General features: G+C 77.1%; 11 protein-coding genes. 8 read left to right on the top strand and 3 right to left on the bottom strand.

What is annotated here, in order from left to right:
• Nucleotides 1–46: 46 nt before the first annotated feature.
• The 5 genes from ACFQH9_RS29700 to ACFQH9_RS29680 all read left to right on the top strand — a co-directional run bounded on the left by ACFQH9_RS29700 (nt 47) and on the right by ACFQH9_RS29680 (nt 6,735).
• On the top strand, nt 47–2,596 hold the full coding sequence (locus ACFQH9_RS29700) for a PEP/pyruvate-binding domain-containing protein (RefSeq protein WP_379571341.1): 2,550 nt from the start codon (nt 47–49) through the stop codon (nt 2,594–2,596).
• Nucleotides 2,597–2,650: 54 nt separating this feature from the next.
• Entirely contained in the window at nt 2,651–3,766 is a 1,116-nt protein-coding gene (locus ACFQH9_RS29695) for a type III PLP-dependent enzyme (RefSeq protein ID WP_379571339.1), read from the top strand.
• 173 nt (nt 3,767–3,939) lie between these two features.
• Nucleotides 3,940–5,184 (top strand): adenosylmethionine decarboxylase, encoded by a 1,245-nt coding sequence (gene speD / locus ACFQH9_RS29690; RefSeq protein ID WP_379571337.1) that lies wholly within the window; start codon nt 3,940–3,942, stop codon nt 5,182–5,184.
• Between the two features lie 112 nt (nt 5,185–5,296).
• Nucleotides 5,297–6,166, top strand: a complete 870-nt coding sequence (locus ACFQH9_RS29685) for an SGNH/GDSL hydrolase family protein (protein ID WP_379571335.1) — start codon at nt 5,297–5,299, stop codon at nt 6,164–6,166.
• A gap of 41 nt (nt 6,167–6,207) precedes the next feature.
• On the top strand, nt 6,208–6,735 hold the full coding sequence (locus ACFQH9_RS29680) for a pyridoxamine 5'-phosphate oxidase family protein (RefSeq protein WP_379571333.1): 528 nt from the start codon (nt 6,208–6,210) through the stop codon (nt 6,733–6,735).
• 118 nt (nt 6,736–6,853) lie between these two features.
• Here the strand turns inward: ACFQH9_RS29680 and ACFQH9_RS29675 are convergent, their stop codons facing one another.
• Both ACFQH9_RS29675 and ACFQH9_RS29670 read right to left on the bottom strand, forming a co-directional pair.
• Nucleotides 6,854–8,560: a bifunctional 3'-5' exonuclease/DNA polymerase gene (locus ACFQH9_RS29675; protein ID WP_379571331.1), complete on the bottom strand. Its 1,707-nt coding sequence runs from the start codon at nt 8,558–8,560 to the stop codon at nt 6,854–6,856.
• Between the two features lie 157 nt (nt 8,561–8,717).
• Entirely contained in the window at nt 8,718–10,277 is a 1,560-nt protein-coding gene (locus ACFQH9_RS29670) for an FAD-dependent oxidoreductase (RefSeq protein ID WP_379571329.1), read from the bottom strand.
• A gap of 157 nt (nt 10,278–10,434) precedes the next feature.
• Here ACFQH9_RS29670 and ACFQH9_RS29665 point away from each other — a divergent pair, with 157 nt between their 5' ends.
• Together ACFQH9_RS29665 and ACFQH9_RS29660 are read left to right on the top strand one after the other, a co-directional pair.
• The gene (locus ACFQH9_RS29665; protein WP_379571327.1) at nt 10,435–11,280 is read left to right on the top strand and encodes an LLM class F420-dependent oxidoreductase; all 846 of its coding nucleotides are present in this window, start codon (nt 10,435–10,437) and stop codon (nt 11,278–11,280) included.
• 46 nt (nt 11,281–11,326) lie between these two features.
• Nucleotides 11,327–13,555, top strand: a complete 2,229-nt coding sequence (locus ACFQH9_RS29660) for an FUSC family protein (RefSeq protein WP_379571325.1) — start codon at nt 11,327–11,329, stop codon at nt 13,553–13,555.
• Here the strand turns inward: ACFQH9_RS29660 and ACFQH9_RS29655 are convergent.
• Nucleotides 13,528–15,054 carry an MFS transporter gene (locus ACFQH9_RS29655; RefSeq protein ID WP_379571323.1) on the bottom strand — a complete coding sequence of 509 codons (1,527 nt, stop codon included), beginning with the start codon at nt 15,052–15,054 and terminating at the stop codon, nt 13,528–13,530. The two genes, ACFQH9_RS29660 and ACFQH9_RS29655, sit on opposite strands and share 28 nt — an antisense overlap.
• Before the next feature lie 82 nt (nt 15,055–15,136).
• Here ACFQH9_RS29655 and ACFQH9_RS29650 point away from each other — a divergent pair, with 82 nt between their 5' ends.
• Nucleotides 15,137–15,868 (top strand): enoyl-CoA hydratase, encoded by a 732-nt coding sequence (locus ACFQH9_RS29650; RefSeq protein ID WP_379571321.1) that lies wholly within the window; start codon nt 15,137–15,139, stop codon nt 15,866–15,868.
• The last annotated feature ends 308 nt before the right edge of the window (nt 15,869–16,176 follow it).

Below are 16,176 nucleotides of genomic sequence, written 5' to 3'. Positions count from 1 at the left end.
AGATGCCATCTCGGGGTTACGCTGCCGCCACGCACGAGGAGGCGCGATGACGCACACGCTGCCGCTCACGGAGGGCCCCCGGATCCTCGATCTCGCCCTGGCCGCCGACCCGGCGCTCGTCGGCGGGAAGGCCGCCTCCCTCGGCGAGCTGATCCGCGCGGGATTCCCGGTCCCGCCGGGCAGCTGCGTGACCACCGCGGCGTACCGGGCGGTGGCCGACCCTGTCGTCCGGCCCCTGCTCGCGGAGGGTGCCGCGCCCGCCGCGCTGCGCGAGGCCGTCCGGTCGGCCCCGGTGCCGCCCGACCTGGCCGCCGCGATCCGGGCGCTGGCCGGCGGTCCCGTCGCCGTGCGCTCGTCGGCGACCGCCGAGGACCTGCCCGACGCCAGTTTCGCCGGCCAGCAGGACACCTACCTCGGCGCGGCCGACCTCGTCGCCGTGCTCGACGCCGTCCGCCGCTGCTGGGCCTCGCTCTGGACCGATCGCGCCGTGGCCTACCGCGCCGCCAACGGCATCGACGACCGCGCGGTCGCCCGCGCCGTCGTCGTGCAGCGGATGGTGCCGGCCGCGGCGGCGGGCGTGCTGTTCACCGCGAACCCGGTCACCGGCCGGCGTGCGGAGACGGTGATCGACGCGGCGCCGGGGCTCGGCGAGGCCGTGGTCTCCGGCGCGGTGGACCCCGAGCACCTGGTGCTGGACGCCGCGGACCGGGTCGTGGAACGGCGTGCCGGCGGCGTCGGCCCGTGCCTGACGGACGCGCGGACACGGGAGCTCGCCGGGCTGGGCCGGCGGGTGGCCGCGCACCACGGCGGGCCGCAGGACCTGGAGTGGTCGGTCGACGGCGCGGACCGGGTGTGGCTGGTCCAGGCGCGGCCGGTCACCACGCTCTACCCGCTGCCCGAGCCGCGCGTGCCGGGCCTGCGGGTCTACCTCAACGTCAACGTCGCGCAGGGCGTGCTGGAGCCGCTCACCAGCGCCGGCCAGGGTGCCTTCCGGGTCCTGACCGGCTCGCTCGCCCGGCTGCTCGGCGTCGCGGTGCCGGACGTCCGCGCCGGCGCACCGGTGCTGGCGGTGGCGGGGGAGCGGCTGCTGGTCGACGTAACCGGGGCGCTGCGGCACCCGGTCGGGCGGTTCGTGGTCCCGCGGCTGTTCGACGTCATGGAGGCCCGCTCCGCCGCCGTCCTGCGCCGGGTCCTCACCGACCCCGCCTTCGCGGTGCTGCCGGGAGGGCGGCTGCGCCTCGTCCGCTCCCTGGCCCGGGTGTTCCGCCGGTTCCGGGTGCCACCGCGGCTGGTGGGGGCGCTGGTGGCGCCGGAGCGGGCGCGCCGGGCGGTCGACACGGCGGTGCGCGACCTGCACGACCGGCTCGACGCCCGCGGCCCGCTGCCGCCGGAGGCCCGCCTCGACCGGCTGGAGGCGACCCTCGCGCGGGAGATGCCGGCGGTGGCCGGGCGCGCGTTCCCGGTGGCGGCGGCGGGGTTCGTGGCGTTCGGGCTCGCCGCGGCGCTGCTGCGCGGCCGGACCCGGCCCGGCGAGCTGTCGACCGTCCTGCGCGGGCTGCCGCACAACGTCACCACGGAGATGGACCTCGCGCTGTGGCGCCTTGCCGAGCGGGTCGCCGCCGACCCGCCCTCGCGCGCCCTGGTCGCCGGCCCGGTCGACGCGGCACGGACCGCGCTCGCGGCCGGCACCGCCCCGGCGGTCCTGGCCGACGGGCTGGACGAGTTCCTCGGGCGGTACGGGCAGCGCGGCGTCGCCGAGATCGACCTCGGCGTGCCGCGGTGGCACGAGGACCCGTCGTACCTGCTCGGGGTCCTGGCGGGCTACCTGCGGGCGGACCCGGACCGCACGCCCGACCGGATCTTCGCCGCCGCGGCGGCCGAGGCGGAGCGGACGGCGGCCGCCCTCGCGGACCGGGCCGGCGGCCTGCGGGCCCGGGCGGTGCGGCTGCTGCTGCGCCGGGCGCGGGCGCTCGCGGGACTGCGCGAGCTGCCGAAGTTCGTCCTGGTCACGGTCCTCGACGCGGCGCGCGCCGATCTCCTGGCCGTCGGCGATGCCCTCGCCGCGGCCGGTGAGGTCGCCTCGGCCGACGGCGTCGTGCACCTCGCCGTCGACGACTGCCGCGCCGGGCTCGCCGGGGCCGACCTGCGGGCGCGGGTCGCGACCCGGCGCGCGGCGTACGACCGCGAGCGGCGGCGCCGGCACGTCCCGCGGATCCTGCTCTCCGACGGCACCGAGCCGGAGGCCCTGCCGGACCCGGCGGCGCCACCGGTGGTGCCGGGGGAGCTGCGGGGCACGCCGGCCTCGGCCGGGCGCGCCGAGGGACCGGCGCGGGTGGTGCTCGATCCGGCCGACGCCCGCCTCGGACCGGGGGAGATCCTCGTCTGCCCCTCCACCGACCCCGGCTGGACGCCGCTGTTCCTGACCGCCGGCGGGCTGGTCATGGAGATGGGCGGGGCGAACTCGCACGGCGCGGTGGTCGCCCGCGAGTACGGCATCCCGGCCGTGGTCGGCGTGCCGGGCGCGGTGGCGCGGATCGCGACCGGGCAGCAGGTGGTCGTCGACGGGACGGGAGGGCGCGTCCTGCCCACCGCGTGAGCGGCGACCCTCGCCGCTGCCGAGGGCGCCGGGGGCGTCGGGGAGGATCGGGGCGTGCTGACCCCCGCCCTGGAGGCGTTCCTCGCCGAGCCGCGGCCGACGCCGTACCTGGTCCTCGACGTGGGGCTGGTCGCGCGGCGGTACTCCGAGCTGGCCGCGGCCTTCCCGGACGCGGAGATCCTCTACGCCGTCAAGGCCTGCCCCGAGCCCGCCGTGCTGCACACCCTCGCGGCCCTCGGCAGCGGGTTCGACGTGGCGGGGGCGGAGGAGATCGCGCTGTGCCTCACCGCGGGCGCCGACCCGGCCCGGCTCTGCCACGGCAACCCCGTCCGCGGTCCGGGCGCCGCGGCGGAGGCCGCCGCGCAGGGCGTCCGCCGGTTCGTCACGGACAGTGCCGAGGACCGCGTCACCCTGCCGGCCGGGGCCGAGGTGCTCGTGCGCGTCCTCGTGGCCGACGACGGGTCCGCGACCCCGTTCCTCGGCAAGTTCGGCGCCACGCCGGCGGAGGCCGTCCGGCTCGCGCGCGGGGCTGCGGGGGTCACCTTCCACGCCGGATCGCAGCAGCTCAGGCCGGCCGCCTTCGCCGAGGGCGTCCGGGTCGCCCTCCGCGTGGCGCGCGCGGCCGGGATCGCGGAGCCGGTGCTCGACGTCGGCGGGGGACTCCCCGTGCGCTACCGCACCGACGTTCCGCCGCTCGCGGCGTACGCCCACGCGATCCACGACGCCGTCGCCGCCGCCGTCACGGTCGGTGACGTCGACGGTGTCCGGCTGGTCCTCGAACCGGGTCGCGCGCTCGTCGCCGAGGCCGGGGTGCTGCGGACCACCGCCCTGCGGGTCTCGCGCCGCCCCGGCATCGACCATCGCCGCTGGGTCTACCTCGACGCGGGCCGCTACCAGGGGCTCGCCGAGACGGAGGGGGAGGCGATCGACTACCCGGTGCGGGCGCCGGGACGCACGGGCCCGCCCGGCCCGGTCGTGCTGGCCGGCCCGACCTGCGACGGCGACGACGTCCTCTACCGTCGCCGGCCCTACGCCCTTCCCCTGGACCTCGCCGCGGGCGACGCCGTCGACCTGCTGCACGCCGGCGCCTACACCGCGAGCTACGCCGCCGTCGGCTTCAACGGCTTCGGCCCGCTGCCCGTGCACGTCCTGGTGCCCGCGCTCACCTAGGGGCGTCCGGTGGATCACCGTCGATGGGCTCGGTGATCCGGGCGGCTCCTGGCAAGGCGGAGCCGGGTCCTCATACCGGGTGTATCCGGGCCCGGCGACAACGCAGCCGGGGGTCGTCCGGGCGCCGGGACCGCGGCGGATGATCCACCAGACGCCCCTTAGGGTCGTGCCCCGTGCAGACGTCCCATCCCGCCGGCCGGCACGTCCTCGGCGAGCTGCGCGGCATCGACCCGGCCCTGCTCGACGACGCCGACGGCCTGCGGCACGCCCTGCGCACCGCACTGCTGGCCGCGGGGGCGGACGTGCGGCAGGTCGTCGCGGAGCCCTTCGAGCCGCAGGGGGTCACGGTCGTCGCGCTGCTGGCCGAGTCGCACGCGTCGATCCACACGTGGCCCGAGCTCGGCTCCGCCTTCGTCGACGCCTTCACCTGCGGCGACAGCGCCGACCCCCTCTACGCGGTGCGACGGCTGGCGCTGACCCTCGGGGCCGCGGACGCCGCGATCGAGGTCGTGGACCGCGGGGGCGCGGGCCGGGTCGACGAGCCGATCTCGCCGGGCCTGACCCGCCGATGGCAGCTCGACGCGACGCACGTGCGGACCCTCACCGCGCTGCAGGAGGTGCTGATCGCGGACACCGCGCACGGGGTCACGCTGTTCTGCGACGGCGAGCGGCAGAGCGCCGAGCACACCCAGCTGACCTACCACGAGGCGCTGTTCGTGCCGGCCGCGCTGCTCGCCGAGCGCCGGGAGCGGGTGCTGGTGATCGGCTCCAGCGAGGGTGTGGTGAGCGAGCTGGCCGTGGCCTGCGGCGCGTCCACCGTGGACCACGTGGACCTCGACCGCGAGTGCGTGCGGCTCTGCGCCGAGCACCTGCCGTACGGGTACACCCCGGCGGCACTCGCCGCGGCCGAGGCGCACGACGGACCGGTCCGGGTGCACTACGAGGACGGGCTGACGTTCGTCGACTCCACGGACGGCACCTGGGACGTGATCGTCGTCGACCTGCCCGACGAGCGCCCGGACGAGCCCGGGGCCCAGCTCAACCGGCTCTACACGGGGGGCTTCCTCGCCCGCTGCGCGGCCCGGCTGCGGCCGGGCGGCGTCGTCGTGAGCCAGGCCGGGAGCCCGGCGCTGTGGCGTGACGCCACCCTGCGGGCCGCATGGGAGCGGTTCGGCGCGGTGTTCCCGCACCGGGCGTACGTCGGCAGCCCCGAGCACGAGTGGGCCTTCCTCTGCGGGCTGCCCGACGCCCCGCCCGCGGACCCGGCCGAGCTGGTCGCGGCGCGCCTCGCCGGGCTGGGCTACGAGCCCCGGACGCTCGACGCCGCGTCGCTGCGGGCCGCACTCGTCCCTCCGCTGCGCCTGCGCCGTTCACTCACCCGGATGGAAGACGGTCCCGCCGCGCGATCATCTCGTTAGTGTCCCGGTGGTGCCGGGCCCGGCGCCGTCCGGCCCGCCGCCCCGGCGGGCGCCGCCCGCTCCCCGGAGGCCGCCCGTGCGCCGTGTCCCGCCCCCGTGTCGCTCGCTCGTCATGGTCGTCGCGGTGGTCGCCGCCGTGGTCGTCGTGCTCGGCGGCACGGCGGGGACGGCCCTGGCCGACGACACCGAGCAGGCCGGGCGGTACGTCGCCCTCGGGGACTCCTACAGCGCGGGTCCGCTGGTCCCGCCGCCGAGCGGGCAGCCGGTCGGGTGCCTGCGGTCCGGGTCGAACTTCCCGTCCGTGGTGGCCGCCGGCCTCGGCGCCACGGACTTCGTCGACGTGAGCTGCAGCGGCGCGACGACGGCGGACCTCACCGCGCCGCAGAAGGTCGCGCTCGGGGAGAACCCGGCCCAGTTCGACGCGCTGACCGGCGCGGAGGACCTCGTCACGGTCACCATCGGCGGCAACGACATCGGGTTCGGCGAGATCATCCAGGAGTGCGCGCTGCGGTCGCCGCAGCAGCCGCTCGGCGCCGCGTGCCGGGACTTCTACGGCGACCAGCTGAACGAGCGGATCGCCGGGACCGCGGAGAAGATCGCCGCGGTGCTCGACTCGATCGGCACCCGGTCGCCGGGCGCGCGGGTCGCGGTCGTCGGGTACCCGGCGCTCCTGCCCGACGAGGGCCCGGGCTGCTTCCCGGTGGTGCCGTTCAGCCCGGGCGACGTCGCGTGGCTGCGCGGGATCGAGAAGGACCTCAACGCGATGCTCGCCGACCGGGCCGCTGCGGTCGGTGCGACCTACGTCGACACCTACACCCCGACGACCGGGCACGACATGTGCCAGCTGCCCGGTGTGAAATGGATCGAGGGCCTGCTGCCGACCTCGCCGGCGGCGCCGGTGCATCCCAACGCGCAGGGCATGGAGGCGATGGGGGCCGCGGTCCTGGCCGCCCTCGGCGCCCCGGTCCCGGCCGCCGCCTGAGAGGTCTACCAAACGACCGTCCGGCGGCCTACCCTCGGGCCGTGACGCGCGTCGGCGAGCGGGACCTCGAGGGCATGGACCAGGCCGGGCTGGCCGCGGCCGACCGGGCGGAGCTGGTCGAGGCGGCACGCGAGTGCACCTTCCTGTTCACGGACGACGAGGGCTGGCCGGCCGGGGTGACGATGAGCCACCTGTTCCACGAGGGCGTGTTCTGGCTGACCGCGGTCAGGGGGCGCGCGCACGTGACCGCGGCCGAGCGGAACCCACGGGTGGGCCTGGTGATCAGCAACCTCGGCACGGGCCTGCCGGGCCGGCGAATGGTGCGGATCCGGGGGCGGGCGACCGTGCACCGGGACCGGCCGACGCTCGACGCCGTGCTCCCGCTCCTCGCGCGCCGGCTCCAGCCCCGAGACCCCGACCGGATGCTGCGGCTGCTCGACAGCCCGCGCCGGGTGCTGATCCGGGTGGAGCCGGTGTCGTACCCCCAGACCCACGACTCCCGCCGGATCGCCGGCGACGGCCGCGGCGGGCCCGCCCGGACGAGCAGTGTGGATCCACGACGCGAGTGAGCGCGAGAAACTGACGCGTTATGGAGCCATGACGCGCAGGGAAGGAGCTCGATACCGCGTTGTGGAACCATAATGCGCAGGAGAAGGGTTCGGCGTCCCCTCAGGCGACCCTGATGCGCTACTTCTCCGCGTAGGACTCCACGATCCGGGCGGGCATCGGGACGCGCACCGGCGTCCTGCCGAAGAGGGTGCGGGTGGCGGTGTCGGCGGCGGCCTGTACCAGCTCGGCGGCCTCCGGTGCGGCGTCCGCCGGGCCGTGCAGCAGCACCTCGTCGTGCTGGAAGAACACCAGGCGGCACGGGTTCCCGATTCGGTGCAGCGCGGACCGCAGCTCCGCGAGCAGCACCAGCGCCCACTCGGCCGCGGTGGCCTGCACGACGAAGTTGCGGGTGAACCGACCGCGCGCCCGGGCCCGCGCGGGCACCTCGTCGCCCGGCCGGGCCGGTGGACAGGTGCGGCCGAGCCAGGACCGGACCAGCCGCCCCTCCTCGCCGGCCCGCGCCGCGTCCTCGACCGCCGCGAGCGCCGCCGGGAACCGGCGGCGCAGCAGCGCGAGGTGGACGCCGGCGTCGCCCGAGGTCTGGCCGTAGATCGCGGAGAGCACGGCGAGCTTGGCCTTGGCCCGGCCCTCCGGCACGCCCGGCCCGAAGAGCTCCGCGGCGAGACCGGCGTACAGGTCGGAGTCCCGCTCGCTGCCACCGGCGCGGGCCAGCGCGGCGTCGCCGGCGAGGGCGGCGAGGATCCGGGGTTCGAGCTGGGCGGCGTCGGCGACGACGAGCCGGCACCCCTCGTCGGCGCGCACCGCCGCGCGGACCGCCCTGGGGATCTGCAGGGCCCCGCCGCCGCGGGTGGCCCAGCGCCCCGACACCACCCCGCCGACGACGTACTCCGGCCGGAAGCGCCCCTCGTGCACCCAGGTCCGCAGCCAGTTCCAGCCGTGCGCGGCGTGCAGACGGGCGAGGTCCTTGTAGGCCAGCAGCGGGGCCACGGCCGGATGGTCGACCCGGCGGATCACCCACGACCGCGTGCTGGGCAGCTCGAACCCGGCGCGCGCGAAGGCGCGCAGCAGCTCGGCGGGCGAGTCCGGGTTCACCGGCCGCCCGAACGCGGCCTCGACCTCGGCCGCGAGCGCGACGAGCCGCGGGGGCCGGCCGTGCCCCGCCGGGCGGGGCCCGAGCGCCTCGGTGAGCAGGGCGTCGTGCACGTCGGCCCGCCACGGCAGACCCTCGGCACGCATCTCCTCCGCGACGATCCCGCCCGCCGACTCCGCGGCCGCGAGCGTGCGCAACCGGGGATCGGCGGCGAGTCGACGCTGCTGGGCCGCGTGTACCGCGACGACCGAGGCCAGGGTGCCGGCCGGGTCGGGCTCGGCGCGGCGGAACAGGGCGGGCGGCTCGTCGACGGCGTCCCCGGGGGCCTCGTCGGGCGGGACGAGCTCGCCGGCCAGGTGCGCGGCCTCGGCCGCCATCCAGTGCGGCGCCCCGAAGTCCCCGTCGGCCGCCACCAGCAGGCCCTCGACCAGCTCGACGTCGTGCGCCCGCCCGGCCCGCACCCCGGCGGCCAGCAGGGTGCGGTAGGTGCGGGCGTTGCGCCACACCGCTCGGGCCTCGCCGAGGACCAGCCCGGCCACCGGCACGGTCCGCACGGCGTCGACGGGCCCACCCGCGGCGTCGAGCGGGCGGAGCAGCGCCAGGCCGCGCTCGTCGTCGACGTGCACCGCGAGGCGCGCCGCCCGCACTCCGGCCGAGACGCGCGGCACCGGGCCGGCACCGGTCGCGGCGGGCGGCGCCGCCCGGCCCGATCCCCCGGCAGCAGCGGCGGACACGCCACCTGCCGGCGCGCTCACCGCAGCCTCACCCCAGCCCTCACCGCAGCCCTCACCCCGGGCCTCACCGCAGCCTCACCGCAGCCTCACCGCAGCCTCACCGCAGCGCTCGCCGCAGTCCTCACGGCAGCCCGCACCCCGGGCCTCACCGCAGCCCTCACCGCAGCGCCGGGTCCGGCCGGGGTGCAGCCTTCCCGAGCGTGCCGAGCCGGTGCACGGGCAGCCCGGCCAGCAGCCCGCGCCCGGCGATGCCCCGGATCTCCTCGGGTCCGGCCCCGACCGCGGCCAGGACGTCGTTCGCGGCGAGCACCCCGGTCATGGCGGCGCGCTCCATCAGGCCGGAGGGGTACGGGCACTCGACGAAGTCCCCGGCCACGCGGACACCGGGCGCGTCCGTGGCGACCCCCGGTCGCGTGCCCGCGGTGCCGGGCGGGAAGGCCGGGGCCGTGGCCTCGAGGCGTTCCTGCACGTGGAGGACCCCGGCCCCGGCGGTCTCGGGCCACAGCGCCGCCAGCTCGGCCCGCATCCGGGCGGTCGCGGTGGTGGCGTCGGGTGCCCGGCAGGCGTAGGAGTGCAGCTCCACGACCGAACCGCCGGTCCGCGCGGCCCAGCGCGCCGACTCGCCCTCCAGCCGCGAGTACACCGTGACCGAGTCGAGCGTCGGCTCGCCCGAGACGGCGTTGAACACCGCCCGCTCCGGCCGGACCTCCCGGTCCAGCCACAGCCGGGTGACGGCGAAGGGCGGTGCCACCGACAGCGCCGCCGCCCGCCGCGCCAGGTCCGGGGCGACGGGCGACGCCGCGAGCAGCGTCCGCAGCGCCCCGGGGTCCAGCGCGAGCACCACGTGCTCGGCCTCCGCGGGCCCACCCTCGGCGTGCACCCGCCAGACCTGCCCCTTCCGCCCCAGGCCATCGACCCGGGCCCCGGTACGGATCTCGGCACCCAGGCCGCGCAGGTGGGCCCCCAGCGGCGCCCAGATCGCGGTGAGGTGGTCCTCGGCGGGCGCGTCGAAGCCGATGCCGGCCGGGTTGCCCAGGAAGTAGTAGTGGAACATCGCCACCAGCTCGGCGGCGGACAGCCCGGCCTGGTCGCAGAAGAACGAGCGCGCGAACGCCTCGAACAGCATCTGCCGTGCCCGCTCCGACACCCCCAGCCGGGCGAGGAACTCGCCGGCGCTGAGCTCGTCGAAGCGGGCGACGGTCTCCGCCGGGTCGTGCGCGAGCAGGGCGAACCCGAGCCCAGCGTCCGCCCCCGCGATCTCGCGCAGACGCAGGCTGGGGGAGCGGGCGAACAGCGCCAGGAGGTTGAGCGGCGGCGCGGCCGGCAGGTCACCCAGGTCCTCGGCCGGCCAGCGGCGGGAGATCACCGGGTAGCCCTCGACCGGGCGCAGGAACCCGAGCTCCGGGTCGATCCGCCGCAGGATCGAGCGCCAGGTGTCGTAGTGCCGGAAGAACGCGTGGAACCCGTGCTCGACCACCTGCTCCGACCCGTCCGGCAAGGTGTGCGGCCAGGCGCCGAGCCGGCCCCCGAGGGTGCGCGCGGCCTCGAGCAGCGTGACCGCCACCCCGCGCTCGGCGAGCACGACCGCCGCGCTCACCCCCGCGATCCCGCCGCCCACGACGACCGCGCGCGTGCCCGCCGGGGCCCGGCGGGGGAGCTCGGGCCGGGCGGGGACGAGGACCTGCGGCCGGCGGCGCCACGGGAGGGTGCGACTCACGGGCGGCAGCCTACGGAGGACCCCCGACAGGATCACCGCCCGGAACACCGGCGCACGGGCACGACCACCGACAGGAGCACCGGGTGGAATGCGTGACGTGTGCGGGCGGGTTGCCGGGGAAGGGATCACCCCCGAGGAACGACGCGAGGAGGCACGCATGTCGGTGGACCTGGGCCGCTACGGGATCTGGCTGCGCCGCGACCAGCTCACCCCGGAGCTCGGCGCGGAGATCGAGGCGGCCGGCTTCGGCGCGATCTGGATCGGCGGCTCCCCACCCGCCGACCTGGCGCTGCCCGAGCAGGTGCTGGCGGCGACGCAGCGGATCGCGGTGGCCACCGGGATCGTCAACATCTGGCAGGCGCCCGCACCCGAGGTCGCGGAGTCCTACCACCGGATCGACAAGGCGTTCCCCGGCCGGTTCCTGCTCGGCGTCGGGATCGGGCACCCCGAAGCCGTCACGGAGTACCGCTCGCCCTTCGACACGATCGTCGGCTACCTCGACGACCTGGACTCCGCCGGCGTCCCGGTGGCGGGACGCGCCCTGGCCGCGCTGGGCCCGAAGGTGCTGCGGGTCGCGGGGGAGCGCACCGCGGGTGCCGCGCCCTACCTGACCACGCCGCGGCACACCGCCGAGGCCCGGGAGATCCTCGGCGCGGGGCCGCTGCTCGCGCCCGAGCACAAGGTCGTCGTCTCCGCGGACCCGGAGTACGCCCGGCGGGTGGGCCGGCCGAAGGTCCGCGACCCCTACCTGCGGCTGTCCAACTACCGGCGCAACCTGCTGCGCACCGGCTTCACCGCGGAGGACCTCGACACCGCGAGCGACCGCACGATCGACGCGCTGGTCCTGCACGGCGACGCCGCCGCCGTCCGCGCCGGGCTGGACGCGCACCTCGAGGCCGGGGCGGACCACGTCGCCGCGCAGATCCTCACCGCCTCCGGCGCGCCCGACGCGGAGTACCGGGCCGCCCTGCGCGCCCTGTCCGTGGAGCTCGGCCTGACCTGAGCCCCGGGCCCAGCGGGCCGATCACCGCGGTGGAAGACTTCCCCCCGTGCGCGGCCGGGCGTGGATCGGGGAACTGCGCACCTGGGTGACGGGCGTCGACCCCGGCCTCGGCCGACTGCGGCTGGCGGGGGTGGCGACGGCGGCCATGGTGCTGGCCGCCGTCGTCATGTCCGTCGTCCGCGCGGCCACCGGACAGCCCGTCACCGTGGTGATGTTCGCGGCGGTGCTGGCGATGGTCAGCAACCTGTCGGTCAACGAGCCGGACAACCACCGGCGCCGGGTCACCACCGCGCTGATGGTGCCGCCGGCGGCCGCGGCCACGGCGCTCGGCACGGTGCTGGCCGAGCACCGGCTGATCTCGGACACGGTGTTCGTGCTGGTCATGATGGTGGCGGTGTGGATACGCCGGTACGGGCCGCGCGGGATGGCGTTGGGCATGGCGATGTTCAACACCTACTTCTTCACCCAGTTCCTGCAGGCCCGGCCCGCCCAGCTGCCCTCCCTGCTGCTGGCGGTCGGGGTCGGCATCGGGGCCACGCTGCTGCTGCGCGGCTGGGTGTTCGCCGAGAAGCCGGAGAAGGTGCTCGACGGCCTGCTGCGCGCCGTCCGGGCGCACGTGCACGCCTTGGCTCTGGCCGTGATCGACGTGCTCGAGGCCCCGGCGGACGACGAGAAGGACATCGACGCCGCGCTGCAGGACCTGCACCGCGCCCGCGTCCGGCTCAACGACACGATGTTGCTGGTCGTGGACCGGATCGAGCAGCTGCGCGACGAGCGGGAGGGACCCGACGAGGAGGCCGGCGAGGACGACCCGCGGCGGGCGCTGTCGCTCGCCGTCGCCGACCTGGAGCTGGCCGCCGAGCGGCTCGCGGTCTCGACCCGGCGGCTGGCCGACGACCCGGCGCGGCCCGGCGCCCTGGAGCCGGAGGTGCGGGAGGCGCTGCTCGAGGGGGTGCGGGGGATCGCCTCGGCCACCGCGACCGGCGCGCCGGAGGCCATGCAGGCCGCGGTGCTCGCCGGGACCCGGCGCAGCGTCGAGGAGCTCGTCGCCGAGCACAGCGGCGCCCGCCCCCGCGAGCAGCGGGTCGCGTTCGCGATCGTCCGGCTGGCGGACGCGCTGGAGGACGGCGAGCGCGCCGTGCCCCCGCCGATCGAGCTGGCCGAGTCCCGGGAGGACGACGGGGACGACGGGAAGGACGAGGGCGACGACGAGCCGGGCCGGGCGGTCGACCGCATCGCCCTGTCGACCCGGCAGGCGATCCAGGTCGGGGTGGCGACCAGCTTGGCGATCGTCGTCGGCGAGCTGATCTCGCCGGCCCGCTGGTACTGGGCGGTGATCGCGGCGTTCGTGGTGTTCGCGGGCACGGTGAGCCGGGGCGACGTCCTGGCCCGCGGCTGGCAGCGGCTCGTCGGCACCGTGGGCGGGGTCGTCGCCGGGATGCTGCTGGCCGTCCTCGTCGGGGGCCGGCCGGTTCCCACGCTGATCCTGCTGGCCGGCTGCATGTTCCTCGCGCTGTACCTGTTCCGGATCTCGGTCGGGCTGCTCGCCTTCTGGATCACGGCGGTGCTCGCCCTGCTCTACGGCCTGATCGGCCAGTTCTCGGTGGAGACGCTCGTGCTGCGCGTGATCGAGACCGCCGTCGGCGGCGCCCTCGGCGCCCTGGCCGCGCTGGTCGTGCTGCCCAAGCACACGCGGGCCGCCTTCCAGGAGGCGCTCGACGACACCGTGCTCGCCCTCGACGAGACGCTCGGGGCCACCGTCGACCGGCTGACCGGGCGCCCGCCCACGGACCTGCCCGTGGAACTCGCCCGCGCGGCCGACGAGAAGCTCGGGACGCTGCGGCTGCGGGCCAAGCCGCTGGACAACCCGCTGCCGCGCCGGCACGGGCGGGGCAGCTACCAACGGGCCCTGCGGGTGCTGACCGCGGTGGACCACTACGCCCGCGCGCTCGCCCGGCTCTCCGACCGGATCGCGGTCCCCGGGTGGGCGCCGACGCTCGATCCCGCCGTCGCGCGGATCCGGGCCAACGTGGCCGGTCTCGGCGAGCTGATCCGGCCCGGCGGCCCGGCGGGCCGCGAGGAGATCGTGTCCGCGGAGGAGCTGGTCGACGCCGCGGAGGCGTGGGCCTCCCGCTGCGACGACCCCGGGCTGCGCCGGGACATGCTCGCCGCGATCGGCCCGCTGCGGCGGATCGACCAGGTCGTCGTGGGGTTCGCGGGCGACCTGGCCGGCGGGCCGGCCCGGACTCAGGAACCGGCGGAGTCCCGCGGATAGACCTGCGGGCCGCTGATGCCGCAGTGCGAACAGCACTCGAGCGGGATCCGCTCCGGCGGCGGGCCCACGGGCTCCGGTTCCCCGGCCGACGGGGCGGTCGGGGGCGCGGTACCCAGCCGGCTGCGGATCGCCACCGCGGACACCAGCCCGCCCAGCACGAGCAGCCCGGCGCCGATCAGCAGTGCGGTGCGGAACCCGGCGTCGAACGCGACGGGATCGGAGTAGTCGGCGTTCCCGATCCCGGCCGCGCCGGGGATGACCGCGACGGCGAGCAGCCCGGCCGCGCGGGCCACCGCGTTGTTCACGCCGGAGGCAGCCCCGGCGTGGTCGTCGGGGGCCGCGTCGAGCACGGTCGCGGTCAGCGGTGCGACGGTGAGGGTGAGGCCGGCGGCGAAGACCAGGACCGCGGGCAGCACGTCGAGCAGCCAGGACGCGTCGGGCCCGATGCGGAGCATGAGCAGGAGCCCGCACGCAGCGAGGATCGGGCCGACGGTCATCGGGATGCGTGGCCCGATCCGCTGCGCGAGCGCCCCGGAGCGCGCCGAGAACAGCAGCATGACGAGGGTGACGGGCAGCAGCCCGGCCCCGGCCAGCACCGGCGAGTACCCCGCGACGATCTGCAGTTGCAGCACCAGCAGCAGGAACAGCGCCCCGAGGGCGGCGTACACGAGCAGCGTGACGACGTTGGCCGCCGTGAAGACCCGGTCGGCGAACAGCACCGGCGGCACGAGCGGGTGCCGGGAGCGCTGCTCCACCAGCACGAACACGCCGAGCGCGGCGATCCCGACGACCAGGGCGGCCCACACCGCCGCCGAGCCGGTGCCCGCCCCGAGCTCGGTGAGGGACCAGGTGAGGCCGGCGAGCCCGGCCACCGCCAGCGCCGTGCCGGACAGGTCCAGCCCGCGTGCCGCCGCCACGTTCCGGCTCTCCGGCACGTGCCGGAGCGCCACCGTCACGACGAGCGCCGCCAGCGGCAGGTTCACCAGGAACACCGCACGCCAGGTCCACTCCACGAGCCAGCCGCCGAGGAACGGCCCGACCGCGCCGGCGATGCCGCCCAGCCCGGACCAGGCACCGACCGCCGCCGCCCGGTCCGTGCCGTGGAAGGACGCGGAGATGATCGCGAGGCTGCCCGGGGTGAGCAGGGCGCCGCCCACGCCCTGCAGCGCCCGCGCCGCCACCAGGGCCTCGATGTTCGGAGCGAGCCCGCAGGCCAGCGAGGCCAGGGCGAACCAGACGACCCCGATCACGAACACCCGCCGCCGCCCGTAGCGGTCCCCGAGCGAGCCGCCGAGCAGGATCAGCGAGGCGAGGGTGAGCGTGTAGGCGTTGACGGTCCACTGCAGGCCGGTGAACCCGGCGTCGAGGTCCTCGCCGATGTGCGCGAGGGCGACGTTGACCACCGTGCCGTCGAGCATCGCGAGGCTGGAGCCGAGCACGGTGGTGAGCAGCACCCAGCGCCCCGCCGACGTGCCCATCCGCAGCTCCTGCGTCGCCATGCGGCGGACCCTAGACCCCCGGGTGGTGCGGCCACCTCGTACTCTCTCGCCCGGTCGGTCGGCGGGGCGAGGGAGTGTGGACGTGGCGGTCAACGTGACGGTCGGGGCGGACCGGGTCGGCGTGATCGAGCTGGACCGGCCGGAGCGGCGCAACGCGCTCAACGTCGAGACCTGCGGGCGGATCGTCGCCGCCACCGAGGAGCTGCGCGCGGCGGCGGTCCGGGCGGTCGTGGTGACCGGCACCGGCAGCAGCTTCTGCTCCGGCGCGGACTTCGGGGAGGTCTACGGCGAGGGGTTCCGGGACGCGCTGCACGCCGCCCTCGGCGCCGTGCACTCGCTGCCGGTGCCCGTGGTCGCCGCCGTCAACGGCCCGGCGATCGGGGCCGGCACCCAGCTCGCCATCGCCTGCGACCTGCGCGTCGCCGCCGAGGGCGCGGTGTTCGCGCTGCCCACGGCCCGGCTCGGGCTCGCGGTCAACCCGTGGACCATCCGCCGGCTCGCCCAGATCGGCGGCGGGGCCACCGCCCGCGCACTGCTGCTCGCCTGCGACACGGTCGGCGCCGAGCTGGCCCTGCACCGCGGCCTCGTCGACCGCCTCGGCACGCTCGACGACGCCCGGGCCCTCGGCGCGGAGCTGGCCGGCCTCGCGCCGCTCACCCTCGCCTACAACAAGCTCGTGCTCGACCGTGTCGAGCTGGGGGAGGAGGACCCGCTCCTCGCCGAGGCGTTCGAGGGCTGCTGGCGCAGCGCGGACCTCGAGGAGGGCCGGGCGGCGCGCTCGGAGAAGCGCGTCCCGGCGTACGAGGGCCGCTGAGCCGCCTGCCGCGCTGCTCCTCGTGACGCTCCCACTGCTCCGTTCGGTCCTGCTCCACCACGGGCGGTAGCCGGATCGGCGCGGTGGCCGTGGGGGTGACGTCCACGTCTCACCCGAAGGGCTCGATGTCGACGGATGGTCACGTCGAGGGCCACCGGGCCGTCACCCGCCCCGGCGTCGGGTCGTTGTGCCGGGAAGGACGTGCGGCAGGAGAGGTGAGGATGGTCCGGCAGGACGGACGACGGCGGGTGCGCGGCCCGGCGCGGCCCGCGGCGGTGAGCGGCGCCGTGGTGGCGGGCGTGCTCGCG

It is taken from the genome of Pseudonocardia lutea (assembly GCF_042658055.1).
GTDB classification, from domain to species: Bacteria; Actinomycetota; Actinomycetes; order Mycobacteriales; family Pseudonocardiaceae; genus Pseudonocardia; species Pseudonocardia lutea.
This window is presented reverse-complemented; position numbering and strand designations above follow the sequence as displayed.

Bases quoted from the DNA above. Each gene is read 5' to 3' on its own strand.
- ACFQH9_RS29700 (WP_379571341.1), top strand. From the start codon at position 47: ATGACGCACACGCTGCCGCTCACGGAGGGCCCCCGGATCCTCGATCTC.
- ACFQH9_RS29685 (WP_379571335.1), top strand. From the start codon at position 5,297: ATGGTCGTCGCGGTGGTCGCCGCCGTGGTCGTCGTGCTCGGCGGCACG.
- ACFQH9_RS29665 (WP_379571327.1), top strand. From the start codon at position 10,435: ATGTCGGTGGACCTGGGCCGCTACGGGATCTGGCTGCGCCGCGACCAG.
- ACFQH9_RS29655 (WP_379571323.1), bottom strand. From the start codon at position 15,054: ATGGCGACGCAGGAGCTGCGGATGGGCACGTCGGCGGGGCGCTGGGTG.